The following is a 17,820-nucleotide window of genomic DNA, read 5'->3' as shown; positions in this document are numbered from 1 at the left end:
GATAATAGTTTATAAGTTCATAAGTATTAAAATATCCTTTAGCCGTTCCCTACCCTGTCCGCTTCATCTGCAGCACTGCCTTCGGTTCTTTTATTGATTTTATAAGCTTTGCCAAACCGGTAAGTAAATGAAAGCGTTACCACCCGCGAATCACGCTTAAGCTTAAAATATTCTGTTGCTCCGGGGAACTGTGTCAATCCCTCCATTGCATTAGTATATAGAATATCCCGTGCCGTCAGTTTAATAGTTGCTTTTTTATTCAATATGGGTTTCGAAATACCGACCGAAAGTTGCCCTGTTGGGTACAAATATTCCTGAATATCATTTCGTGCGTGTGTGGTGTAAAAACCGGATAATTCGGCTGTGTACTTTGCTACGGTAAACTGATTCGTGGTGCTCACATTTAACTGATCGATATAACTGCTGTAATTATTGCCGTTAAAGCCATTCAGCTGTTTGTGGTTGTAAACCGCCTGCAAATTGAGCGACCACCATTTGAAAGGCGAAACCGACAAAGCTTCGGTTACGCCAAAGTTGTTGGTGTGCCCCACGTTGCCCTGCGAATACAAAAGGACACCCCTTGCCGGATCGGCAAGAAATAGCTGTGAAAAATAATTGGTTATGCGGCTGTAGGAAACACTGCTTGTAAGCAGGTCCTTGTATTGGTGACTAAGCTCAAGGTTCCAGCTGTATTGCGGCAGCAGGAATGGGTTGCCTGTTTGGTAGGTGTATTTGTTGATGATAAAATAGAAAGGATTCAGGCTTTGAAAGGGCGGCCTGTCAATACGCCTGCCCGCTGTAAAGGTGAACGTATGCGACGAATCCGCCTGTAGACTAATATTGCCGCTCGGAAAAAATCCGCCGTAATTACGGGAGAAAGCCGAGTCAGCCTGTATGGCATTGCCCAGCTGATGTGCATGGTAGTCAGTATGTTCGTACCGTATCCCCGCCTCTACGCTTACTGCCCCGAAACGCCCGTCGAAATTGCCGTATAGCGCATGAATATTCTCGCTGTAAATAAAATGATTGTTCTTGGTATTATCGTCAACCCATTGGGCGCCGTTATAATTCTGGTAAAAAGCGCTGTTATCCGTCGCGCTGTGGGATGTTTTCCCCCCGGCCGAAAATGTGCCTTTCTTGCTCGTCTTCAGGGTATAATCCACTTTTCCAGAGGTTATATTAATAGTGGTTGGTATGTTCCCCCGCGATTTTTCATCGTAACCACCCTCTGCCAAAAACTGGTTGTCAAAATTCTCATTTGTCCGGATGCCGTAATGGAGCCAGTCAAAGTCGGCGGCAATGTCCTGTTTATCTGATATGGTATGCCGCGCATTCAGATTGATGGAACCATTGCGGAACCGGCTGCTGTTTTTATTGGTCGTTGCAATAGCCGAGTCGGCTGTACCGCCCGCATCCAGCCAGGTGGCTATACCTTTATTGTTTCCCGATCGCTGGATAGCAGTTGCGCCCAACACTATTCCCACCGTAGTTTTTGAACTGATAAAATAATCCAGTCCTGTTTTGATTGTATTGTTTGCAAAATTTCCCTTAAAATAAGCCGGCTGTTGCAGCATCGAACTTAATTCGCCCTGTTCAGTATAGTATTTTCTCAGGGCATACAGGTCGGTGAGGTACTTAACCAGGTTCACGTTATAATTGACAAATGCATTGATCCTGCCGTTACGGTAATTCATTACCAGGCTATTGGTGTTCTTAGGGTAAACGCCCTGCCCTACCGACGTGGTCAGCGAACCGTTAAAACCCTTTTGCTTGTTCTTCTTAATTTTGATATTAATAACACCAGCGTTCCCGCTGGCATCGTATTTAGCAGAAGGATTGGTGATCAGTTCGATCTGTTGCACCTGCGCGGCACTCATACTACTCAATAAATTGTTCAGGTCGTCCCCGTTAAGATAGGTCGGCTTATCATCTATCATCACCAGCACCCCGTTTTTACCCTTAAGCGATATACCGCCATTGCGATCGACAATAACCCCGGGTGACTTTTCCAAAACCTCCAGCACAGTAGAACCAACACTGGTAACCGATGATTCGACATTGACGATCACCTTACCCTGTTTTTGCTCAATCAGTGGCTTACGGGCGGTTATGCTTACCTCCTGTAAAGTGGTGCCAGAAGGCTCCAGCGCAAGTGTGCTGGTTTTTAGGTCTGAAGGAAAATGATAAACCGCTGAGTTTTTCTTTACATACCCGGTATATGTGATCGAAAAAGTATAATCGCCCCCGCTGATGTTGCTGAATGCAGCCACCCCCTTTCCGTCGGTTATGGCTGCTTTTACTAATTTGTCCGCCTTTAGCAATTGCACCGTGGCACCATCAACCGGTTGCGATTTTTCATTCACAACAGTCAGCGTAAATGCCGATGTATCAGGCGCCTGGCCATAGGCAATAACAGATAATAACGATAGAACAATCAACGCACCTGCTTTCTTCATTCAATACTTAATTTAATATTAAAAATTACCTTCAATTAATCTCTATTCACTAATTAACTGATCACGAGTAACCAATCACTCGCTACGCAAACTCTTTACCGGGTTCATCAGTGCTGCTTTTATAGCCTGGTAACTGATGGTGGCAAACGCAATTATTACTGCCAATAACCCTGCAACTGCAAATACCCACCAATGAATATCAATGCGATAAGCAAAATCCTGCAGCCATTTATTCATTGCATACCATGCAACCGGCGAGGCTATGGCTATGGCAATCAGCACCAGTTTCAGAAAATCGAATGATAACATGGCGGTAATCCCCGAAACTGAGGCACCCAATACTTTACGTACACCAATCTCCCGGGTACGCATCTGTGCGGTGTAGGCCGCCAAACCTAATAAACCCAAACAAGAAATGGCGATTGCTATAGAAGCGAAATAAGTGAACAGGGTACCTTCCTGCTGTTCGCTTTGGTAAAGGCTGTTAAACACATCGTCCAGAAATGCATAGCCGAAAGGGTATTGCCCGTTATAGGCTTTAAACTGTTTTTCTACGACTGCAAGTGCCTTTGGCGCATCACGACGGATGGTTTTGATATACATTTTGTTCATGTATTTGGGAGCATACCAAAAAATCGCCGGCGCTATCTTTTCTTTCATAGAAGCATAGTGAAAATCCTTCACCACACCAATAATAGTTCCCTTATTCCCCTGCATGGTAAAACGCTTGCCAACAGGGTCTTTTATGCCCATTTGTTTGATGGCTGCTTCATTTAAAATGTAATGTGCAGTATCATTAACTGCGCCGGTAAACGAAGCCCCGGCTACCAATTTCATTTTAAAGAACGATATCAGGTCTTTATCAACCACTATCGGGTGCATAATAATATTGTCTTTAGGATCCTTTCCATCCCAATCAACTGACCCGGTGAAGCCCTGAAACCTTACAATGTTTTGGTTTGAACGCGTTACATCCAACACCCCCGACGCTTTCAATAATTCGGCTTTGGCCGCGTCGTAATGTTTGTCCATATCGCGCATCCATACCGATATAACATCTGTTTTATCAAAGCCCAGGCTCTTCGACCGGATGTAATTCAGCTGACTGGTGATAACAATGGTGCCGATGATAAGTAAAACGGAGAATGCAAACTGGATAACCACCAATATCTTGCGGAACATAATATCGCCAACACCAGCTGATACTTTACCTTTCAGCGCTTTTAATGGTTCGAAAGACGATAACAGGATAGCCGGGTAAATACTCGAGGCAGCCAGCGTGGCTACTATAGCTGCGCCTATTACCATCCAGATATGATAATCGGCCAGGTTCAGCACTAATTGTTTACCCGCAACCTGATTAAACACTGGCATCAGCATATAAATGAGGCCCAATGCCAACACAGCGGCCAGTGAAAACAGCAAAGCTGTTTCAATAATAAATTGAAAAAAAAGCTGCGCTTTGCCAGCGCCGACTATTTTCCGCATACTGATCTCCTTCGACCGCAGCATAGACCGTGCTGTTGATAGATTAACGTAGTTTATACACGCTATGACCAGTATCAATAAAGCAATTCCAATAAACATCCTGATGGTACTTATGCCCTTATCCGTCATGTCGGCATTATACAAATGCATTTTAGTTAAAGGCAAAAGCAGGTATTCGGCATCAGTATCATCGGCTTTATGGTTCAAATGTATCTGCCTGATTTGCGTTGCAAGCGTTTTTAACGATGTCCCCGGCTTCAACACCAGGTAGGTATCATAATCCAGGTACCCAAAATTGTTACTCATATCCATGCCCTGCTTCAGCATTGCTTTCATATGAAAGCTCATCGGCATTAGCATATCATAGCGCATGCTTGAGTTTTTCGGAAAATCAGCAATTACACCGCTGACGATAAGATTTTGCTTATCATCGGCAACAATAACCTTTCCAATCGGATCGGCGTGGCCGAAGAATTTTTCTGCGGTTGTTTCAGTAATTACCACAGAGTTGTCATCAACAAAGGGTTTTGCATTGTTGCCTTTGATCAATGAAAAATCAAATACAGAAAAAAAAGAGGGGTCTGCAAACATCGCATATTCGTCGCCAAATACTTTATCCTGGTATTTATATAACGAATAAAAACCGTTCCCGGTCAATCGCACCTGCTCTGTAACATCAGGCAACTGCTGTTTTGAAAGCGGACCTATCGGCGCCACGCCGGCAGTAAATATCTGTTTGCTTTTACCTGTTCCGCCAGATATCTCCAGCCTGTATATATTAGCCGCATTTTTATGAAAGCTGTCAAAACTAAGTTCATCCTGTACCCATAATAAAATAAGTATGCCGATGGCCAGCCCCAAGGTTAATCCTGCAATATTAATAACCGAGTAAAACTTGTTTTTTACAAGGTTTCGCCAAGCGGTTTTAATGTAGTTCCGTATCATGGTATTTGTTTGTTAGTTCAACGGTTTATTAGTTTATTGGTGTCGCAAATGGCCAACTTTTCACTCGCTTCTCAAACTCTTTACAGGGTTTGCAATAGCCGCCTTAATAGTCTGAAAACTTAATGTAATTAATGCTACTGCAAGCATTCCGGCCCCACTTAAGGCAAATACCCACCAGCTCAGCGAGGTTTTATCGGCAAAATTCTGGAGGAACAGCTTTTGCAAAACCCACCACGATAAAGGTGTTACAATAACAAAAGCCAGCAAAACCAGCACCACCAGCTCCCTCGATAAAAGCGTCACTATTTGCGTTACCGTTGCGCCAAGCACTTTGCGCACACCAATTTCTTTGGTACGCAAGCCCGTAGTGTACATTGCCAGGCCTAACAAACCAAGGCAGCTTATCAGTATGGCAAGGCCCGTTGCCCAGGTAAGTAGTTTTGAGGTATGCTGCTCGCTTTCATAGAACTTAGCGATGCTTTCATCATAAAACTGGTATTGAAAATCGTTATCAGGATATAATTGCTTCCAGGTCTTCTCCATCCCCGCGATAGCGGTTTTCCATTCATTCCCCCCGGCGGTTTGCGGTTTCAATGCTATGTGGAACGTGTTGTTGTTATATTTAACAGGATGATACACAATAGCAAGCGGCCTTATAGGTGCCCGTAACGATTTTTGATAAAAGTCACCCACTACGCCGATCACTTCGCGTGGTTTGTCGCTCCGGTCAATCAATTTGCCGATAGCCTGCTGCGGACTCTTGAAGCCAAGTGTTTTAACAAAAGTGTTGTTGATAACCATCTGGCCAGCGGTGTCCCTTGCCGTGAGGTCGCGACCAGCCAGCAGCTTTATTTTATATAAATTGATATAATTTTCGTCGCCATATTTTATTTCAAGATCGGTTTTTATTTCTTTCTTCCCGTCCTTGTAGGTTACTGTCGTCGAATTGGTATTACCCGACGACGGAGGAGCATTTCCGATACTGATCAGTTCGACCTGCGACAATGCTTTCAACTCGTTTAAAAATACTTGTTTTTTACCTGGGGTATTGTTTTTATATGGAGTGGTCACATAAACAATAGCATCTTTCTTAAACCCAAGATCTTTATGCAGGGCATAGTATACCTGCTTGCTTACCAATATGGTAGCGATAATGAAAAATTGGGCGATGATAAATTGCGTAACGGTCAGCGACTTACGTAGCATAGTACTGCGGGTTTTGCCGGTGCCGCTGAGTGCCTGATTTTTCAATACTTGTACAGGTTGAAAATTGGACAATACCATCGACGGGTAAAAACCGGCAATAAAGCTTACCAGTACGGTCAAGGCCAAAATGAACACGATGAGCGCCGGGTGGCCAAGCGGATCGAACCTGATGTTTTTTGAGACAAAATCCGAAAAAAGCTTCAGGATAAACGGGGCTAAAACTACCGATATTACAACGGCAAATAATGTGACCAGGAAGGTTTCGCTCAGGAATTGGCCGATCAACTGTCCGCGGCTGCTGCCCATAGTTTTGCGTATGCCTATTTCCTTTGCACGCTGTGAAGCCTGTGCAGTAGTAAGGTTTATAAAATTGATACAACCGAGTATCAACAAAAATGCAGCAATAAAAAGGAGGCCGTATAACGTGCCTTTATTGGCAACGCTTCCCGAATCAAAATTGCCATATTTCGAATTGAAATGCAGGTCGCTCAGCGGCTGCAGGCGATAATCGGTTGTGGTTCCTTTGTCTTCGGGTTTGGGCGGGTTATGCTTTTTGTATAAAGCATTGATCTGTTTTTCAACATTCGCGACTGTGCTCCCCGGCGACAGCTTGACGATAAACTGCGACGCCGAGGTAGTACTGCCCCATTCTGTCGGTTGTACCTGGTCTTGCAGGGCGTGCGAGCTTTTAATTGTGCTATACGAAATAAAATCCTTAAAAGTAAGATCGGAGTTTTGTTTTAATGTTTCTACCACGCCTGTTACAGTTGTGCGTAGCGTATCCTCAAAAATGATCTCTTTTCCCAGCATTTGCTGGTAGGAAAGTGTGGGGAAATAGTTTTTGGCCTGTTCTGACGTCAATACTACCTGGTAGGGACCATTCAGCGAAGCAGAAGCCGAACCAACCAGCCATTTATACTGAAACATATTAAAATAACGGCCGTCTGCAAGCACCGAGCTTTGTTCGTGATTGAATTTTTTTGGTGATTTAGAACCATCAGGGATGCTTGCTGTAAAATCATACAAAGTAAAGAATGGCGCCGATGACACAACCCCTGTCACTTCATTGCGCACTGCCTCGGGCATGGGCCCTGTGACGCCCCCATTATAACCTGTATTACCGGCAAATGAAAAATCTGTTACAACGCGGTAAATCCTATCCTTATCCTTATGAAATTTGTCGAAAGAAAAATCATAATTGACAATAAGAAAGATAACCACGGCAGCGCTTATCCCTATCGAAAGGCCGATAACGTTAATGAACGTAAAAAGCTTGTGCTTTTTGAAACTGCGAAAGGCAATTTTGAAATAGTTTCTGATCATGATATTGATTCAATGGTTCATCTGTTTGTCTTTGGTCAACAGGCCATAATGTTTAAATAGTTATGGATCAAAGATCATTCGCTTCTTAAGCTCTTTACCGGGTTGGCTATAGCAGCTTTTATGGTTTGGAAACTCAAGGTTAAAAGCGCAGTTAACAGCATTCCCACTCCGCTCAAAGCAAATACCCACCAGCTTATCAATGTATGGTCAGCAAAATTCTGTATCCATTTATTCATCGCGTACCAGGCTAATGGAGTTACAATCATAAATGCCAGCAGCACCAGCAAAACTAATTCTGTCGATAGCAAAGTAACTATCTGTGATACAGTGGCACCAAGTACCTTTCGTACACCAATTTCCTTGGTGCGTGCGCCGGTTGTGAACATCGCCAGTCCTAAAAGACCAAGGCAGCTTATAAATATCGACAACCCCATTGCCCACGTAAGCAGTTTGGATATCTGCTGTTCCTTCGTGTACATTTTGGCGATAGATTCGTCGAAAAAGCTGAACTGAAAGTCGTCATCCGGAAAAAGTTCTTTCCACTGTTTTTCCATTGCTGAGGTGGCCGCTTTCCATTCATAGCCGCCAGCTGTTTCAGGTTTCAGGGCTATGTGCAGGCCGTCGCTGTTATATGCCTGCGGAAAAATCGCCATCGGTTTTATTGGAGCATGTAGCGATGCCTGGTGGAAATCCGCAAAAACTCCTACTATCTGGCGTTTGTCTGTTTTGCCGAACTCGACGAACTTACCAACCGCGTCAGATGCATTTCTGAAACCGATTAGGTGCGCGTAGTTCTCGTTCACAAGCATGGCCCTGGCAGTATCTACTGGTTGTACGTTCCTTCCGGCCAGTAATTTGATATGATAAACTTTGATATAATTTTCATCCCCGGCCTTATTGTACAACTCTGACCGTATCTCCTTTTTCCCGTCCCGGTAAGTAACATCGTTCGAACTCCAGCCATTCGTCGATGGTATATCGCCCCCTCGGCTTACAAGGTCAACCTGTGGAAGTTGCTTTATTTTCTCGGTATAAACATCCTTCAGCCCCTTATTTTTAATATTATAAGGCATAAAAATATTAACGATAGCATCTTTCCTGAATCCCATATCTTTGTGCAATACATAATGTATCTGCTTGCTTACCAGCACAGTTGCCATAATAAAAAACTGCGCGATGATGAACTGGGTTACCGTAAGCGATTTGCGCAGCCATGCGTTACGTGTTTTATTAGTACCGGTGTAAGCCTGGTTCTTCAGCACAAGCACCGGGCGGAATTTGGAAAGCACCAGCGCAGGATAAAAGCCCGAAACAAAACTTACTACAAGGGTAAGTACGATCATAAAACCGATAAGCGCCGGGTGTTTAAGCAGGTTGAAAGTGATATCCGCTGAAATGAAATCGGCGAACAATTTCAATATGAAGGGCGCCAGCACTACCGAGATAATGACAGCCAGTAGCGTTACCATAAACGTCTCACTAAGATACTGCGCAATTATCTGCCCGCGGTTGCTGCCCATGGTTTTACGTATACCGATCTCCTTGGCCCTTTCCGACGCCTGAGCGGTGGTAAGGTTGATAAAATTGATGCAGCCCAGTAAAAGCAAAAATGAAGCAACGGCAATCAGCAGGTAAAGCGTTGTTTTGTTAGCGACAGGCGTATCAAAAGCGCCGTAATGGGCATTAAAATGCAGGTCGCTTAACGGCTGCATATTGAAGGTAGGTTTATAACCTCCCGGCTTATTCAGTTCGGGACGGTTCTTTAATAAAATGGCGTTAAGTTGTTTGGTTATGTCCGAAACTCTGGTTTTTGTCCCAAGTTTAACAAACATCTGCGAGCTCGACGTGGTTCCCCCCCAGCTTATCAGCTGTTTTTTCATGTCGCTCATGCTATTCATCGTCCCGTATGAAATGAAGTCATGAAAAGCCAGGTCGGTATTCCCACGAGGTTCTGCTACAATGCCTGTTACAGTAGTTCTGATAGTGTCTTCGTAAACAACCTGTTTACCTATTATTTGGTCATAGGCAAGCGACGGGAAATATTTTTGAGCTTGTTTTGAAGATAGCACTACCTGGAAAGGCGCATTCAGTGAGCTTTTTGCCGAACCAGCCAGCCATTGTCGCGGAAACAGGTCAAAATATGTTTTGTCGGCATAAACCACATCCTGGTTTTTAAACTTAGCCGGCGTTTTAGCCTGTATGGTAACCTTATAACTCAGGTTGTAAAGCGGAGCAACAACATCCAGCCCTGTTGCCTCATTCTTTGCCGCCTCGGGTAACGGTCCGCAAACGCCGCTGTTATAAAACGGTTCGCCCTGGAAAGCGTAGTCGGTTACTACCCTGTATATCCTTTCGCCATCCTTGAAATTCTTGTTGAAGGTAAAGTCGTAGTCAACGATAAGGAATATCACCAATGCAGCGCTGATGCCAATTGCTAACCCAATTACATTAATGAAGGTGAATAGCTTATGCCGCCTGAAACTGCGGAGCGCAGTTTTTAAGTAGTTTTTGAACATGGTCCATACGGTTAATCACTAAACGATACAAAAACTTGTACCAATCAATCAATTAGCTGATAATAAGTCATTTAAAATAAAAAACCGCACACCCATTGTACGCAAGCGGACATAGGGTGTACGGTTATGATACAATATCAGTTTTTTGATGATTCGTTGAATCGTTGTTAGTGACCTATGATTTATGATCAGTTAGATCGTAACGCGCAACCGGCCGAAATGTACTAATCACAAATTAACCAGGGCCGAAATTCTCTTCCGGCCATAACTTATTCCGAACGAAGGCTCTTCACGGGGTTTGCCGAAGCAGCTTTCACCGCCTGGAAACTTATGGTAACAAAAGCAATAACAAGGGCGATAATTCCCGCAAGTGCGAAAACCCACCAGCTTGCGAGCAGGCTTATCCGGAAAGCAAATTTAGTTTCCAGCCATTCATGCATCAGCCATCCTGCCACCGGCAATCCTATGGCCCCGGCAAATAGAACAAGCAATAGAAAATCTTTAGATAATTCGGTTACTATTTGTGACATGCTGGCTCCGAGCACTTTGCGTATGCCGATCTCTTTTACCCTTTGCGATATGGTAAATGCCGAAAGGCCGAATAAGCCAAGACAGGCTATAAATATAGCAAGACAAGAGAATATGGTAAACAACTGGCTCTCTTGCTGTTCACTCTCGTACAGCTTCTGAAAACGTTCGTCAAGGAAAGTGTAATCAAAAGGTACGTCAGGCACATATTGGTGCCAGGTATCGCGAATAGTGCTAACCGCCGATTGCGCATTGTTACCATCAACTTTTATCGAAATGGTATTATAATAGCCGCTTGTTGGTGGCGGAAGCAAAAATATCATGGGAATAATTCCCTGGTGTAACGATTCGAAATGAAAGTCGTGCACCACCCCTATTACCTTTCCTTTTGTACCCCCGTAGATCATATCTTTCCCAATAGCGTTCTGAGCTGTTTTCCAGCCAAGTTGCCGAACGGCTGTTTCGTTAACAATATAATTCGCAGTATCGGTAGGAAATGCGCGCGAGAAATTACGGCCGGCCGCCATCTGCATACCATAAGTGGAAACAAAGCCATAGTCGGTGGTTATGTATTTAAGTTCGATGTTGGTCGGCGTGGTTTTACCGCCCTCGATAACCTGGGCTCCCTGGTCGTCTAACAGGCGGCCGGATGGAATACGGGACGAACGGCCCACATCTTTAATAGCCGGGTTTTTCAGTAATTCATCGCGGAACGATTCAAACTGTTTGGTTAATGTCCCAGAATAAGCCGTTGTCAGTATATGGTCTTTATTAAAACCCAATGACGTAGTTTGAATAAAGCGCAACTGCTGGAACACAACGGTAGTTGCTACGATCAGGATGATAGAAATCGAGAATTGCAATACCACCAAAACTTTGCGGAAAGAGATATTGCCACCTCCAACTTTCAACATGCCTTTCAGCACTTGCGCCGGTTTGAACGATGACATAAAAATAGCAGGATATATACCGCTTACCAGCCCTATCACAAATGGTAAACATAAAACGCCCAGCAGGATATTCCATTTGAATAAACTATTGAACTGAAGGCTGAGGTGCGACAACCCGTTGATATAAGGGAGCAAAAACCATGTAAGCGTAACCGCAAATATCAAAGCTGCCCAGGTTACCAGGACGGATTCGCCCAAAAACTGCCTGATTATCTCTTTACGCTGAGCGCCTATTACTTTACGTACGCCTATCTCCTTGGCACGTAAAGCAGAGCGGGCTGTAGACAGGTTCATGTAGTTGATACAGGCAATAAGCAGGATAAATGCCGCAATGATGGAGAAGATGTACACCCGTTTGGTATCTCCATTCGGCTCCATCTCATCGTCCAGGTGCGACTGCAAGTGAATATCAGTTAGTTTTTGTATGGTCAGTTTAGTTGCCTGGTGTGTTTTTACATTAGGAGGCATGCCTGGAAGGTGCACATATTTATCTAAAAAGGCATCCAGTTGGCCACTGATCACCTGTATATTATACTCTTTCGGCATAAGCAGGTAGGTATAAAAAGAATTATTGCCAAAATTGGTTTCAAGCTGCTTTTCGCCATAAATCGCGGTATCCTTAAGCGTATTGAATGACATCAGTATATTAGGATGCATGTGCGAATTGGATGGCAGCGCCTCGAAAACACCCGTTACCTTGAATTCATGCTTAATATTATCCAAAATGATCGTCTTGTTGATAGGATCTTCATCCCCAAAATATTTCTTCGCTATTTCGGTGGTCAGCATAACGCTGTAAGGGTCATCCAGCGCTGTTTTTTTGTCGCCTTTGGTAACGTTCACGCTGAACACATCGAAAAAATTCTCATCAGCAAAAGCGCCGTTCTTTTCGTTAAAAAGCTTTTCCTTGTATTTGAAAATGGTGGTGCCGTTGGGCAGTATCCGTGTTACTTTTTCAATGTCAGGAAAGGCATTTTTCAATAAGGGGCCGAACGGTGGTGCAACAGCGCTCAGGTGCAGGTTTTCGTCGCCATTACGCGAATAGAAAATGCGTGTTACGCGATAGGTGCGGTCGGCGTTGACGTTAAATTTGTCGTAGCTCAGCTCATTAATGATATAAGTAATAATGAGCAGGCAACAGGTAAGGCCTACAGTAAGACCAAATATATTGATAAACGAAATGAATTTGTGCCGGGCAATATTACGCCAGGCACTTCTGAGATAATTTTTTATCATGACGGGAGGGTTTGATCGTTACCATACTAATCAATAAGACTCTGTTCCGGAAGGAAACGTGACAGATTATGACTAGTTAATTGGTGATTAATGATCAGTAAACGACGTCACACAGAACTACAATTTAACCGATCATTCACTTCTTAAACTCTTAACCGGGTTTGCAATAGCTGCTTTAACCGACTGAAAACTTATGGTGATAAAGGCGATCAATAAGGCCAGCACACCCGCCGCTATAAATACCCACCATTGAATATCTATACGATATGCAAAATCCTGCAACCATTTATACATTGCGAACCACGTAAGCGGGAATGAGATAATAACAGCTATCAACACCAATTTCAGGAAATCAGCCGAAAGCATAGCCGTTATCGTTGCGGACGACGCACCCAGCACCTTGCGGATGCCTATTTCTTTTACCCGTTGTTTTATCATAAATGCGGCTAGTCCAAAAAGGCCCAACCCTGCGATGATCACGGCCACAACCGCGAACGAAGTGAATATTTTACCGGTGCGCTGCTCAGCGGAATAAAGTGATGCAAATTGCTCATCAACAAAATAGTAGCTAAAGGGCCCTTCTGCCTTGTAATCCGCCCATTGTCTCTTAATGTTTGCCAGCAAACCACCGATATCGGCAGTTTTTACTTTCAGTATAATAGCCCCATGCCTGTGGACAGGCAGTAACATCAGCGGGGCAACTTTTTCTTTCGCCGAGGTATAATTAAAGTCCTTAACCACGCCTGCCACGGTATAAGTTTTCCTCCCCGACCGTACAATATTCTTACCGATGGGGTCAATCTTACCCCACCCCAGCTCGCGTTGCGCTGCTTCGTTAATTAGCACCGCCGATGAGTCGGCCGGAAAATCAGGCGAGATGTTCCTGCCCTTTGCCAGTTTGATCCCGAAGGTTGGGAGGTAGTTACCATCCACCTGGTATATATTGCAATGAATTTCGTTTCTTGCTTCGTCTGTAGCATGCTCCTGGGCGTATATCTGGGTGCCGCCTATGTTGCCGTTGCCGGGAATGTTGGTTGAAACTGTGGCGTTTACAATGCGGCTGTCATGTGTCAGTTCATCTTTAAATGCATATTCATTGTTTCCCAGGGTATAAGTGTCGTTCAATACCAATAGCTGGTTTTTATCATATCCAAGTTTTTTATTCTGCATAAAGTTCAATTGCTGGTATACGATAAAGGTGGCGATAATAAGCGCTGTGGAAACGGTAAACTGGAATACAACCAGGCTGCTTTGCAGGAAATTCTTTTTAGCAGGTTCAGTTCCGGTAGTTCCTTTTAAAACATTGAGTATTTTGAAAGATGAAATAAAAAAAGCCGGATACAAACCGGCAGATACTCCTACCAACAGTATAACGCCGGCGCCAATTGTCAATGCTTTTAAATTGAAAAAGAAACCCATGGTGATGTGCTTTCCTGCCACGTTGTTGAACCAGGGTAACAGCAGGAATACAAACCCTAAAGCCAGCAGCATTGAAAACAGGGTAAGCATCACCGATTCCACTAAAAACTGTGTTACGAGCCATTCCTTTAACGATCCCAATACCTTACGGATACCAACTTCTTTAGAACGCCTGGCCGAACTTGCCGTGGAAAGATTGGTAAAGTTGATACACGCCAGCAGCAAAATAAATACAGCAAGCGCACCAAAAATGTACACATAGCTGATATCGCCGTTTGGCTCCATATCAAACTTGGTGGAGGTATGCAGGTGGATGTCGGTTATCGGTTTTAAATAGAAAGTGAAAGTATTTACCGACTTTTGGGCCTCGGCCAGGCTAACACCCATATCCCGCTGTACTTCGGGCACTACATATTTTGCCACGAGTTGCGGAAACTGTTTCTCCAATTTTTTCGGATCTGCATTTTTATCCAGCAGCACATACGTATAAAAACCAACATTGCTCCATGTCTGCTGCAATTGCGGCTCTATGGTAGACATGCTGATAAACGCGTCGTAATGGAAATGGGAGTTGTCTGGTACTTTATCGATCACCCCGGTAACCTTTAATAGTTCATTTCCGGCTTTTAAGGTTTTTCCGACCGCCTTTTCATCGCCGAAGTATTTTTTAGCAAGGGCGCTGTTAAGCACTATATTATGGGGCTCGGTCAATGCGGTTTTATCATCACCCTGCAGCAGAGGTATCGAAAATAATTGCAGAAAATTCGCATCTGCATACACGGTCTTCTGTTCCTTAAATTCCCTGTCTTTATAACTAAAGAAGGTCGGTTTACCGCCTGTAAGCCTGGTGTAAGCCAATATTTGCGGGAAGGTACGCTTCATTCCCGGACCAACGGCCACATCCGGCATGGGGAAATCAGAAGTGCCTCCGTTTCCCAATGCGTTAAGCCCTACCCGGTAAAGCTGTTTATAATTGACCGGATAAGTATCGTACGAAAGTTCGGAATGCAGGTATGATGCGATCAACATGCAGCAGGTTAAGCCCACTGCCAATCCGAATACGTTAATGAATGAAAATACTTTGTTTTTGGCCAGGTTACGCCAGGCGCTTTTTAGGTAATTCCGTATCATGAGCCTTTTTTAACAATTCTGTATTCAAGAATGTGCCAAATTCATATTAGATTAATTATCAATTATTTACGAAAATAGCAGATATACGAAAGTGTTCGTAAATAGAACACTGCATGCCCGGAGACGATACAAAATTGTTAATAGTGATTAGAGACTTGTGAATCAGTGATTATGTTATCACGCTGATCAAACCATCAGTCACAAGCTAACCAATCACGAATTGTCAAATCACTCACTTCTCAAACTTTTCACGGGGTTCGTCAATGCCGCTTTAATAGCCTGCCAGCTTACTGTCGCCACGCAAATAACAAGGCTGGCGATTATGGTTGCCACAAATACCCACCAGCTTAGCGATGTGTGGTAAGTGAAATCCGACATCCATTTATCAACCATGTACCAACTGAAAACGGCCCCTATCGGGAATGCTATCAATACCAAAACCACGAACTCGCGCGACAAGCTGTACCATATACTGCTGATGGTGGCGCCCAATACTTTTCGTATACCTATTTCCTTGCGGCGTTGTTCCGCAGAGAATGAAGCCAGCCCAAACAAACCGAGGCACGAAATGATGATAGCGAGGCATGTAAAACCTACCGCCATAGTGCCCAGCATTTTTTCGGTACGGAACTTATTCGCAAATTTTTCGTCAACGAACTTATATTCGAACGGATATTCGGGGTTATACTTTTTATAAATATCCTGGATAATGGCCATGCTGGCGCTTACCGTTTTCGCGGGATTTAACCTCAGGCCGATACTGCCAGTCCAGCCTTTTATAAACCCGATAATGGCGGGTTTAACAGGTTCATGCGGAGACCCCCAAACAAAGTTTTCGACAACGCCTACCACGCTGCAATTGTTTCCCTGGTATTTTACCGTCTGGCCAAGCGGTTCTTTAAAACGCATCAGCTTTACAGCGGCCTGGTTAATAATAATGGCGGTTGAATCCGCAGGATAAGCCTCGGAAAAATCGCGCCCTTCTACCAGCTTAAGGCCATAAGTACTAATAAAATGATAGGTTACCGCTATCTGGTCTATCGGCAATTTATCCTCGCCAGGCAATTGTTTTGCCCATGTAATTCCCCATGAACTGCTGTTGTTATTGGAGATGCTGTTACCTGTCAGGGCCGCATCGGTAACCGCGCCAGCGCTTATGAGATCCCTGCGGAAACTCTCAAACTGTTTGTCCATATTGCCTTCATCGGGCAGCTCAACAAGTCCACGCTGGTCATATCCCACCGGGCGGTTTTTGATATAGATGATCTGCTTGTAAATGAATATACTTGATAAGATAAGGAACGTTGCGAAAGAGAACTGTAATATTACCAGCACTTTCCGCGGATTAACGGTCGATTTTACCGATACCAGTTGCCCTTTTAACACTTTAACAGGTTTGAACGAGGATAGGAACAGCGCAGGGTAGCTTCCGGCGATAACACCTGTTACCAATATAACTCCCAAAGCCGCCAGCCATGTATAAGGATTACTGTATGGAACTGCTAATTTGGTATTAATTATGGTAGCAAACTTGTCTATAAGCAGGTATATTAATATCACCGAAAACACAAACGATATAAAAGCCATCAGGAGCGATTCGCCCATAAATTGCATCACCAAACCACTACGCCGGGCACCGATAGCCTTACGAATGCCCACTTCCCTTGCACGCCGTTCAGAACGCGCGGTTGAAAGGTTCATGAAGTTTATACAGGCTATCAGTAAAATGCCTAAAGCCAGGAAAAGAAACAACCGGACATGTTCTATTTCACCGCCTACCGCAACACCATTTTTGAAATCGCTATACAGGTGAAACTTTGCAAAAGATGAAAGGAAGATCGTATTCTCTTTATTATTCGGATCATGTTTGGCTACGATGTTTTTCAATTTTGCGTTGACAGCCGCAAGTGAAGCATTGGGTTTCAGCATTGCATAGGTCATGAACGAATAATTGCCCCAGCTCGATGTTTTTAACCAGGTTTGTTCGGCAGCAAGCTGATCCCAGGAGATCAGCGCCGCGAAATTAAAAGAAGAGTTAACCGGGTTGTCCCGGATAACTGCGCTCACTTTTAGCAAATACTGGTTATTTAATTTGATGGTTTGTCCAATTGGGTTGGCATCGCCAAACACCGATCTCGCTGCCGATTCCGTCAGTACAATGGACGACAGATCCGACAAGGCCGTTTTCTTATCCCCATGCACAAACTCGAAGGTAAACATATCCAGTATAGCCGGATCGGCCGCCATGGTGTTAAGTTTAAGGGCCTTATTTTTATAATTTACCAGTATATCGTATGGCCAGTTGGTGCGAGCCACTTTGTCAAATTCCGGGTAGTCTTTGATCATAGCGGGCGCCAGCGGTATCGGCGTTGCGGAATTAGTCATCAATTCCCCATTGCTTGGCTGGTTGCGCAACACACGGTACAACCTGTCGGTGTTTTGATTGAATTTATCAAAGCTAAACTCGTTATAAACATATATCAGCAGCATAAAGCTGACAGCCATACCAATAGTAAGCCCGCCAATATTGATCAGGCTGTAAAGACTATTTTTCCGGAGATTGCGCCACGCAACTTTGAAATAATTCTTGATCATCAGGTTATACTTTTTAATTTATATATA

General features: G+C 44.1%; 7 protein-coding genes. All 7 read right to left on the bottom strand.

Annotated features, from left to right (window positions below):
- Nucleotides 1–38: 38 nt before the first annotated feature.
- Nucleotides 39–2,456, bottom strand: a complete 2,418-nt coding sequence (locus tag FRZ54_RS16770; RefSeq protein ID WP_147032734.1) for a TonB-dependent receptor — start codon at nucleotides 2,454–2,456, stop codon at nucleotides 39–41.
- A 75-nt stretch (nucleotides 2,457–2,531) separates the two neighbouring features.
- Nucleotides 2,532–4,889, bottom strand: a complete 2,358-nt coding sequence (locus tag FRZ54_RS16765; RefSeq protein WP_147032733.1) for an ABC transporter permease — start codon at nucleotides 4,887–4,889, stop codon at nucleotides 2,532–2,534.
- 60 nt (nucleotides 4,890–4,949) lie between these two features.
- Complete coding sequence (locus FRZ54_RS16760; protein WP_147032732.1) at nucleotides 4,950–7,418, bottom strand: ABC transporter permease; 2,469 nt, start codon at nucleotides 7,416–7,418, stop codon at nucleotides 4,950–4,952.
- A gap of 74 nt (nucleotides 7,419–7,492) precedes the next feature.
- Entirely contained in the window at nucleotides 7,493–9,934 is a 2,442-nt protein-coding gene (locus FRZ54_RS16755; protein ID WP_147032731.1) for an FtsX-like permease family protein, read from the bottom strand.
- Between the two features lie 269 nt (nucleotides 9,935–10,203).
- Complete coding sequence (locus tag FRZ54_RS16750) at nucleotides 10,204–12,648, bottom strand: ABC transporter permease (protein WP_147032730.1); 2,445 nt, start codon at nucleotides 12,646–12,648, stop codon at nucleotides 10,204–10,206.
- 132 nt (nucleotides 12,649–12,780) lie between these two features.
- Nucleotides 12,781–15,198 carry an ABC transporter permease gene (locus FRZ54_RS16745; protein WP_147032729.1) on the bottom strand — a complete coding sequence of 806 codons (2,418 nt, stop codon included), beginning with the start codon at nucleotides 15,196–15,198 and terminating at the stop codon, nucleotides 12,781–12,783.
- 228 nt (nucleotides 15,199–15,426) lie between these two features.
- On the bottom strand, nucleotides 15,427–17,793 hold the full coding sequence (locus FRZ54_RS16740) for an ABC transporter permease (RefSeq protein ID WP_147032728.1): 2,367 nt from the start codon (nucleotides 17,791–17,793) through the stop codon (nucleotides 15,427–15,429).
- Between the last annotated feature and the right edge of the window lie 27 nt (nucleotides 17,794–17,820).

Origin of the sequence: Mucilaginibacter ginsenosidivorans (genome assembly GCF_007971025.1) — a bacterium.
In the GTDB taxonomy this organism is placed as follows: domain Bacteria; phylum Bacteroidota; class Bacteroidia; order Sphingobacteriales; family Sphingobacteriaceae; genus Mucilaginibacter; species Mucilaginibacter ginsenosidivorans.
The sequence above is the reverse complement of the archived record's forward strand: the minus strand, read 5'-3'. Positions and strand labels throughout refer to the sequence as shown.